We start from the raw sequence: 8,616 nt of genomic DNA, 5'->3' as shown, positions 1-8,616 counted from the left end.
AGATGGCTACGTAGCTCAGTTGGTTAGAGCACATCACTCATAATGATGGGGTCACAGGTTCGAATCCCGTCGTAGCCACCAAATTAAGATTATCGATTTGTTTCGGTAATAAAAAATTGTTGGGGTATCGCCAAGCGGTAAGGCACCGGATTCTGATTCCGGCATTCCGAGGTTCGAATCCTCGTACCCCAGCCAATTTAAAAGTCGTTAAGCAGTCTGTTTAACGCAATTGGGGTGTCGCCAAGCGGTAAGGCTCTGGTTTCTGATACCAGCATTCCGGGGTTCGAATCCCTGCACCCCAGCCACTTAAAACAAACAAGCCCGCTCTGCGGGCTTTTTTGTTTTTGTTGCTCAGAATAGTGCGGCCTGATGCTCTCACCCTACCCCTCTCCCACGGGGAGAGGGAATTAAGATTAGAGTCCGAGGGCGTATTTCAGCGCCTGACGCTTCAGCCCACCGGCACGCTCTGCCGCCATTAAGCCAATGTTACGCAGAATGCGCACCGGGGCCAGATCATTGCTGAAACCGGCATAGAACAGATCCATCCCTGACTGCATGATGAAGTTATCCGCCATACGGCGCGTCTGGTAGCGCTTCAGTACCTGATGGCTGGCCCAGGCTTCCGCGTGAGCGCGTGCGTTGCCCAGCACGTCCAGTAACGCATCGACGTCACGGTATCCAAGATTGACTCCCTGCCCCGCCAGCGGGTGGATGGTGTGTGCCGCATCGCCCACCAGCGCCAGCCCTTCTCGGGCATACTGTAAAGCATGACGGCGCGTGAGCGGGAATGCACCTGCGGTGACTGGCGTCACGTTGCCAAGGCGGCTCGGGAAGTGAAGCAGGATCTCGCGCTGCAGCTGCTCCATCGACAGCCCCTGCAGCTGGCGAATGCGCGCCGGTTTGTCGTACCACACCAGCGAAGCCCAGTTATCAAACAGCGGCAAGAATGCATGCGGGCCGTTCGGCGTAAAGTGCTGCCAGGTGCTTTCGCCCGGAGCATTCTCACACTGAACGGTGATTAACATGCAGGATTGCTGATATTGCCAGGCATGAACCCCAATACCCGCCATCTCCCTGACCTGCGAGTTAGCGCCATCGGCCCCGACGACCAGCTTCACGGCCAGTTCATCGCCGCTGTCGAGCGTCAGCAAATAGCCGCTTTCATGAGGATGCAGTGCCTTAAGTGACGCAGGCATACGCAGCGTCACCTTCGGATGTGCCTCCAGCGCCTGCCAGAGCGCCAGCTGGAGCACGTTGTTTTCCACCATATAGCCCAGGCGCGGCAGCTTCAGCTCGGCGGCGTCAAACGACACGTGGGCATTTTCCCACTCCCAGGTTTCAAGGCGGCTGTAAGGGTGCGCGCGCATCGCCTGCACCGCCTCCCAGACGCCCAGGCCGCGCAGCAGATCGACGGACGCCGCGCTGATGGCGGAAATGCGCACGTCCGGTTTGCTGGCGGGATCGAATGCCGGGGGAGCCGCCTGTTCAATAACGGTTACATCAAATCCCTGCTGCGCCAGCCCCAGCGCCAGCGCGCCGCCGACCATACCGCCGCCGACAACGGCAACTTCGGTGTGTTGGAGTGTCATGGTCAATTTTCCTTATTGGAGAATCCCTTAAGTTTACCGGATTTTTGCGGTCCTGAGACACACAACCTTCATACTGGTCACAACCCCACCAAAGCATTACAATACGCGGCTTGCAATCCTGAGCTGAGCAAGTCGATGACTAAAAAACTCCATATAAAAACCTGGGGCTGTCAGATGAACGAATACGATTCATCCAAGATGGCCGATCTGCTGGATACCACCCACGGATACCAGCTGACTGAAAATGCGAAAGAAGCCGATGTGCTGCTGCTGAACACCTGTTCAATTCGTGAAAAAGCACAGGAAAAAGTCTTTCATGTGTTAGGCCGCTGGAAGCTTCTTAAACGGAAAAATCCGGACCTGATCATTGGCGTCGGTGGCTGCGTCGCCTCGCAGGAAGGTAAGCTGATCCGCCAGAGAGCCCCGTATGTGGATATCGTCTTTGGTCCTCAGACCCTGCACCGCCTGCCGGAGATGATCAATCAGGTTCGCGGTAACCGTAGCCCGGTCGTTGACGTCAGCTTCCCGGAGATCGAGAAATTTGACCGTCTGCCAGAGCCGCGCGCCGATGGCCCGACCGCCTTCGTCTCGATCATGGAAGGCTGCAACAAATACTGTACCTACTGCGTGGTGCCTTACACCCGCGGTGAAGAGGTCAGCCGCCCGGCGGACGACATTCTGTTTGAAATTGCCCAGCTTGCCGCGCAGGGCGTTCGCGAAGTGAACCTGCTGGGCCAGAACGTTAACGCCTGGCGCGGCGAGAACTACGACGGCACCACCGGCAGCTTTGCCGAACTGCTGCGCCTGGTAGCCGCGATTGACGGCATTGACCGTATTCGCTTTACCACCAGCCATCCGATGGAGTTTACCGACGACATCATTGACGTGTATCGCGATACGCCAGAGCTGGTGAGCTTCCTGCACCTGCCGATTCAGTGCGGCTCTGACCGCGTGCTGAACCTGATGGGCCGCCCGCATACGGTGCTGGAGTACAAATCCACCATCCGCAAGCTGCGCGAAGCGCGCCCGGATATCCAGATTAGCTCTGACTTTATCGTCGGTTTCCCTGGCGAAACCGCTGATGACTTCGAGCGCACCATGAAGCTCATCGGTGAAGTGAACTTTGACGTCAGCTACAGCTTCATCTTCTCAGCGCGTCCTGGCACGCCTGCGGCCGACATGGTTGACGACGTGCCGGAAGAAGAGAAAAAGCAGCGTCTGTATATTCTTCAGGAACGCATCAACCAGCAGGCCAACGCCTGGAGCCGCCGCATGCTCGGCACCGTCCAGCGCATTCTGGTGGAAGGCACCTCCCGCAAGAGCATCATGGAGCTGTCCGGTCGTACCGAGAACAACCGCGTGGTGAACTTCGAAGGCACCCCGGACATGATTGGTAAATTTGTGGACGTCGAAATTGTCGAAGTGCTGACCAACTCGCTGCGCGCGAAGGTGGTACGCACCGAGGACGAAATGGGCCTGCGTATTGCCGAGTCACCGGAATCCGTTATTTCTCGTACCCGCAAAGAAAACGATTCTGGCGTTGGGATTTACCAGCCTTGATCCTTCAGGCCTGCCTCTTCGGCAGGCCTTGTATTTCCTCTCATCACCCCCAATATCTACCGCAACGCTTGCGCCTTTATTCTGTGGCGTGAATAATTTCGGTAATGACCGTTCTATTGCGCCGTGTGGCAGCGGGTCAGTTAACCAATTAAAGAGGAACAGTTTGAACATAGATACGCGTGAAATTAGCCTTGAGCCCGCAGACAACGCTCGCCTGCTGAGCCTGTGCGGGCCGTTTGATGACAACATCAAACAACTGGAGCGACGTCTGGGTATCGAAATCAATCGTCGCGATAACCATTTCAAACTCACCGGACGCCCTATCTGCGTCAACGCGGCAGCAGATATTCTGCGCAGCCTGTATGTCGATACCGCCCCGATGCGCGGCGAAATTCAGGATATCGAGCCGGAACAGATCCACCTCGCCATTAAAGAGGCGCGCGTGCTTGAGCAGAGCGCGGAAAGCGTGCCGGACTACGGCAAGGCGATCAATATCAAGACCAAGCGTGGCGTCATCAAGCCGCGTACGCCGAACCAGGCGCAGTACATCGCCAATATTCTTGACCATGACATCACCTTCGGCGTGGGTCCCGCGGGTACAGGTAAAACCTATCTGGCGGTTGCCGCTGCGGTGGATGCGCTGGAGCGTCAGGAGATCCGTCGTATCCTGCTGACCCGTCCTGCCGTTGAAGCGGGTGAAAAACTCGGCTTCCTGCCCGGCGATCTGAGCCAGAAGGTCGACCCTTACCTGCGCCCGCTGTACGACGCGCTGTTCGAGATGCTCGGCTTCGAGAAAGTGGAGAAGCTAATCGAACGTAACGTGATCGAAGTGGCCCCGCTCGCCTACATGCGCGGCCGCACGCTCAACGATGCGTTCATCATTCTCGATGAAAGCCAGAACACCACCATCGAACAGATGAAAATGTTCCTGACGCGTATCGGCTTCAACTCGAAAGCGGTGATCACCGGTGACGTCACCCAGATCGACCTGCCGCGCAGCACTAAATCAGGCCTGCGCCACGCCATTGAGGTGCTGTCAGAGGTAGACGAAATTAGCTTTAACTTCTTCCACAGTGAAGACGTCGTTCGCCACCCGGTGGTCGCGCGCATCGTTAACGCCTATGAAGCCTGGGAAGAGGCGGATCAAAAACGCAGGGCCGAACAGGCCGCGGAACGTAAGCGCGAAGCGCAGGAGCAAGAACAGAAATGAGTCAGGTGATCCTCGATTTACAGCTGGCATGTGAAGACAATTCCGGCATGCCAGAAGAGGCACAGTTTCAGAAATGGCTGGATGCGGTAATCCCCCAGTTTCAGGAAGAATCAGAAGTCACGATTCGCCTGGTGGATGAAGCGGAAAGCCATGAGCTTAACCTGACCTACCGCGGGAAAGATAAGCCAACCAACGTGCTCTCTTTCCCGTTCGAAGCGCCGCCGGGTATTGAGATGCCGCTGCTGGGCGATCTGATCATCTGCCGTCAGGTGGTTGAGCAGGAAGCCAAAGAGCAGCAGAAACCGCTGGAAGCCCACTGGGCGCATATGGTGGTACACGGCAGCCTGCACCTGCTGGGCTACGACCACATTGAAGATGACGAAGCGGAAGAGATGGAGTCCCTTGAGACAGAGATAATGCTTGCTCTGGGCTATGAGGATCCGTACATTGCCGAGAAAGAATAGTCAGTTACTGACTACCATGCCGCCGCGCAGGGACATAGCGCGGCGGTTAACGTTGAACTAACAAGAGAACCCTTAACAAACGCCATGAGCGACGACAATTCACACAGTAGCGACACGACAACCAGTAAAAAGGGATTTTTCTCCCTCATTCTGAACCAGCTTTTCCACGGCGAGCCGAAAAACCGTGATGAACTGCTGGAGCTGATTCGTGATTCCGGGCAGAACGACCTTATCGACGAAGATACGCGCGAAATGCTCGAAGGGGTCATGGACATTGCCGACCAGCGCGTCCGCGACATCATGATCCCCCGCTCGCAGATGATCACCCTGAAACGTAACCAGACGCTGGACGAGTGCCTCGATGTGATCATCGAATCCGCCCACTCGCGTTTCCCGGTCATCAGCGAAGATAAAGATCACATCGAAGGGATTTTGATGGCCAAAGATCTGCTGCCGTTTATGCGCAGCGATGCCGAAGCCTTCAGCATGGAAAAAGTGTTACGCCAGGCCGTGGTCGTGCCGGAAAGTAAACGTGTGGATCGAATGCTGAAAGAGTTTCGCTCTCAGCGTTACCACATGGCGATTGTTATTGATGAATTCGGCGGTGTCTCAGGTCTTGTCACGATCGAAGATATTCTTGAGCTGATCGTGGGCGAAATCGAAGACGAGTACGACGAAGAAGAAGATATCGACTTCCGTCAGCTTAGCCGACACACCTGGACCGTGCGCGCGCTGGCCTCGATTGAAGATTTCAACGACGCCTTCGGTACCCACTTCAGCGATGAAGAGGTCGATACCATTGGCGGGCTGGTGATGCAGGCCTTTGGCCATCTTCCGGCGCGCGGTGAGACCGTTGACATCGACGGTTACCAGTTCAAAGTGGCAATGGCCGACAGCCGACGTATTATACAGGTTCACGTCAGAACGCCGGACGATTCACCGGTGCCAAAACTGGAAGATTAATGTAAATGGCATTTGCCCCATTGCTTGAACGCCAGCGCGTCCGTTTGCTGCTGGCGCTGTTACTCGGAGCCAGCGGTACGCTGGCTTTTTCTCCTTACGATATCTGGCCCGCGGCCATTCTCTCCCTGATGGGGCTTCAGGGGTTAACCCTGAATCGTCGTCCGGTACAGGCCGCTGCGATCGGCTACTTCTGGGGGCTGGGGCTATTTGGCTCCGGCATTAACTGGGTCTACGTCAGCATCGCACAGTTTGGCGGGATGCCGGGGCCGGTTAACGTCTTCCTGGTCGTCCTGCTCGCCGCCTATCTCTCGCTCTATACCGGTCTGTTCGCCGGGATTCTCTCTCGCCTGTGGCCTAAAACCACCTGGCTGCGTGTCGCCATTGCCGCGCCGGTGGTCTGGCAGATTACCGAGTTCCTCCGCGGCTGGGTGCTGACCGGCTTCCCGTGGCTGCAGTTCGGCTACAGCCAGATTGACGGCCCGTTGAAAGGTCTGGCACCGGTAATGGGCGTTGAAGCCATTAACTTCCTGCTGATGGTGGTGAGCGGCCTGCTGGTACTGGCGCTGGTCACGCGCGGCTGGAAGCCGCTGGCTGTGGCGCTGGTGCTGTTCGCTCTGCCCTTCCCGCTGCGCTACATCCAGTGGTTCACGCCCGAGCCCGAGCGCGCCATGCAGGTTTCCATGGTGCAGGGGAATATCCCGCAGTCCATGAAGTGGGACGAAAAAGAGCTGCTGAACACGCTGAAGATCTACGCCAACGCCACCGAAGAGGTGATGGGCAAATCGCAGCTGATTATCTGGCCAGAATCCGCTATTCCCGATCTGGAAATTAACCAGCAGCCGTTCCTCAACATGATGAACGATCTGCTGGTGGCGCGCGGCAGCACCCTGATTACCGGCATTGTTGATGCGCGACTGAATCAGCAGAACCGCTACGACACCTACAACACCATTATTACGCTCGGCAAAGACAGCGAATATAGCTACCACTCCACCGACCGGTACAACAAGAACCACCTCGTGCCGTTCGGTGAATTTGTGCCGCTGGAGTCTATTTTGCGTCCACTGGCACCGTTCTTTGACCTGCCGATGTCCTCCTTCAGCCGCGGTCCGTACGTTCAGCCCCAGCTTCACGCGCACGGTCTGGCCCTGACGGCCGCCATCTGCTACGAAATCATCCTCGGCGAGCAGGTGCGCGATAACTTCCGCCCGGACACCGACTATCTGCTGACCATCTCCAATGATGCGTGGTTCGGTAAATCAATCGGCCCGTGGCAGCACTTCCAGATGGCACGCATGCGTTCTCTGGAGCTGGCGCGTCCGCTGCTGCGTAGCACCAATAACGGCATCACCGCCGTGATTGGCCCGCAGGGCGAAATCCAGGCCATGATCCCGCAGTTCACCCGTGAAGTGCTGACAACCAAAGTCACGCCAACCACGGGCCTGACGCCGTATGCCCGCACCGGCAACTGGCCGCTGTGGATCCTGACCGCGCTGTTCGGCTTTGGCGCCGTGCTGATGAGCCTGCGTCAGCGTCATAAATAATCTTGCCTTCTGATGCCGGGTGGCGGCTGCGCCTTACCCGGCAATTTCCTCCCAATCTTCAATTCTGGCACGCCTGTTGCTTTATTTATTCACGTAAACGCTGTCTGGCTTAACGTGCAACCTTGTCGCACCAGTGTAGATCGTCGCTAGCACCGAAACGGTGCAACGGGAGATTATTGCCTCTGAATGGTGCGGCGCGCTTCGCAAAAATAAACAATAACGCAGCAAAATCTTTACATTAAGCCAGACTAAATGTTAACAAGCTTGCATAACACTGCACTCGCATTGCGCGAGATATAACAACATCACAATGGGTATCTATGCGTCACTGGCGCTGATAAGAAAGGAGTTGGGTATGCAATTACGTAAACTGGCCACAGCAATGCTGGTTATGGGAATGTCCGCAGGCGTGGTTCACGCTGAAGACGCTCCGGCAGCAGGCAGCACTCTCGACAAGATTGCCAAAAACGGCGTCATCGTGGTCGGCCACCGTGAATCTTCCGTCCCGTTCTCTTACTACGACAACACGCAAAAAGTCGTGGGCTATTCACAGGATTACTCCAACGCTATCGTTGAAGCTGTGAAGAAAAAGCTGAACAAACCTGACCTGCAGGTGAAGCTGATCCCAATCACTTCACAGAACCGTATTCCACTGCTGCAAAACGGCACCTTTGACTTCGAGTGTGGTTCCACCACCAACAACCTCGAGCGTCAAAAACAGGCGGCCTTCTCTGACACCATCTTTGTCGTAGGCACCCGTCTGCTGACCAAGAAAGGCGGCGCGATCAAAGATTTTGCGGACCTGAAAGGCAAGGCGGTCGTTGTGACCTCCGGTACCACTTCTGAAGTCCTGCTGCACAAGCTGAACGACGAGAAGAAAATGGATATGCGCATCATCAGCGCGAAAGACCATGGCGACTCCTTCCGTACGCTGGAAAGCGGTCGTGCCGTCGCGTTTATGATGGATGACGCCCTGCTGGCGGGCGAACGTGCGAAGGCGAAGAAACCAGACAACTGGGATATCGTCGGTACCGCGCAGTCCAAAGAAGCCTACGGCTGTATGCTGCGTAAAGACGATCCGCAGTTCAAAAAGCTGATCGATGACACTATCGCCCAGGTGCAGACCTCCGGCGAAGCGGAAAAATGGTTCGACAAGTGGTTTAAGAACCCGATTCCACCAAAAAATCTCAATATGAACTTTGAACTGTCTGACGACATGAAAGCGCTGTTCAAATCTCCAAATGACAAGGCTCTTAACTAATTAGAACAACAGGGGCGGGATCTCC

Annotated in this window: 7 protein-coding genes and 3 tRNA genes; 9 read left to right on the top strand and 1 reads right to left on the bottom strand. The window is 56.0% G+C overall.

Annotated elements, in window-relative coordinates; all coding sequences use genetic code 11:
- Window positions 1-4: 4 nt before the first annotated feature.
- From IM303_RS13450 to IM303_RS13440, 3 genes are all read left to right on the top strand, one after another.
- A tRNA-Met gene (locus IM303_RS13450) sits at window positions 5-81 on the top strand.
- A 39-nt stretch (window positions 82-120) separates the two neighbouring features.
- Window positions 121-195 (top strand) — tRNA-Gln (locus tag IM303_RS13445).
- Between the two features lie 35 nt (window positions 196-230).
- Window positions 231-305 (top strand) — tRNA-Gln (locus IM303_RS13440).
- 108 nt (window positions 306-413) lie between these two features.
- Here the strand turns inward: IM303_RS13440 and ubiF are convergent.
- Window positions 414-1,589, bottom strand: coding sequence for a 3-demethoxyubiquinol 3-hydroxylase (gene ubiF, locus IM303_RS13435; protein WP_047363671.1), 1,176 nt, complete (start codon window positions 1,587-1,589; stop codon window positions 414-416).
- A 135-nt stretch (window positions 1,590-1,724) separates the two neighbouring features.
- Here ubiF and miaB point away from each other — a divergent pair, with 135 nt between their 5' ends.
- The 6 genes from miaB (at window position 1,725) to IM303_RS13405 (ending at window position 8,591) form a co-directional block, all read left to right on the top strand.
- The gene (gene miaB / locus IM303_RS13430; RefSeq protein ID WP_028012350.1) at window positions 1,725-3,149 is read left to right on the top strand and encodes a tRNA (N6-isopentenyl adenosine(37)-C2)-methylthiotransferase MiaB; all 1,425 of its coding nucleotides are present in this window, start codon (window positions 1,725-1,727) and stop codon (window positions 3,147-3,149) included.
- A 163-nt stretch (window positions 3,150-3,312) separates the two neighbouring features.
- Window positions 3,313-4,359: a PhoH family protein gene (locus IM303_RS13425; RefSeq protein WP_028012349.1), complete on the top strand. Its 1,047-nt coding sequence runs from the start codon at window positions 3,313-3,315 to the stop codon at window positions 4,357-4,359.
- Window positions 4,356-4,823: an rRNA maturation RNase YbeY gene (gene ybeY, locus IM303_RS13420; protein ID WP_003858677.1), complete on the top strand. Its 468-nt coding sequence runs from the start codon at window positions 4,356-4,358 to the stop codon at window positions 4,821-4,823. Before IM303_RS13425 ends, ybeY begins: the two co-directional genes overlap by 4 nt.
- 84 nt (window positions 4,824-4,907) lie before the next feature.
- On the top strand, window positions 4,908-5,786 hold the full coding sequence (gene corC / locus IM303_RS13415) for a CNNM family magnesium/cobalt transport protein CorC (protein WP_021242574.1): 879 nt from the start codon (window positions 4,908-4,910) through the stop codon (window positions 5,784-5,786).
- 5 nt (window positions 5,787-5,791) lie between these two features.
- Window positions 5,792-7,330 (top strand): apolipoprotein N-acyltransferase, encoded by a 1,539-nt coding sequence (gene lnt / locus IM303_RS13410; RefSeq protein ID WP_045630864.1) that lies wholly within the window; start codon window positions 5,792-5,794, stop codon window positions 7,328-7,330.
- Window positions 7,331-7,685: 355 nt separating this feature from the next.
- The gene (locus IM303_RS13405; protein ID WP_014831086.1) at window positions 7,686-8,591 is read left to right on the top strand and encodes an amino acid ABC transporter substrate-binding protein; all 906 of its coding nucleotides are present in this window, start codon (window positions 7,686-7,688) and stop codon (window positions 8,589-8,591) included.
- The last annotated feature ends 25 nt before the right edge of the window (window positions 8,592-8,616 follow it).

The sequence above is a fragment of the Enterobacter cloacae complex sp. P38RS genome (genome assembly GCF_014930775.1).
Taxonomy (GTDB): domain Bacteria; phylum Pseudomonadota; class Gammaproteobacteria; order Enterobacterales; family Enterobacteriaceae; genus Enterobacter; species Enterobacter bugandensis.
The sequence above is the reverse complement of the archived record's forward strand: the minus strand, read 5'-3'. Positions and strand labels throughout refer to the sequence as shown.

Excerpts from the sequence above, each read along its gene's own strand:
- ubiF (WP_047363671.1), bottom strand. The coding sequence starts at position 1,589 with ATGACACTCCAACACACCGAAGTTGCCGTTGTCGGCGGCGGTATGGTC.
- miaB (WP_028012350.1), top strand. The coding sequence starts at position 1,725 with ATGACTAAAAAACTCCATATAAAAACCTGGGGCTGTCAGATGAACGAA.
- ybeY (WP_003858677.1), top strand. The coding sequence starts at position 4,356 with ATGAGTCAGGTGATCCTCGATTTACAGCTGGCATGTGAAGACAATTCC.
- corC (WP_021242574.1), top strand. The coding sequence starts at position 4,908 with ATGAGCGACGACAATTCACACAGTAGCGACACGACAACCAGTAAAAAG.
- lnt (WP_045630864.1), top strand. The coding sequence starts at position 5,792 with ATGGCATTTGCCCCATTGCTTGAACGCCAGCGCGTCCGTTTGCTGCTG.
- IM303_RS13405 (WP_014831086.1), top strand. The coding sequence starts at position 7,686 with ATGCAATTACGTAAACTGGCCACAGCAATGCTGGTTATGGGAATGTCC.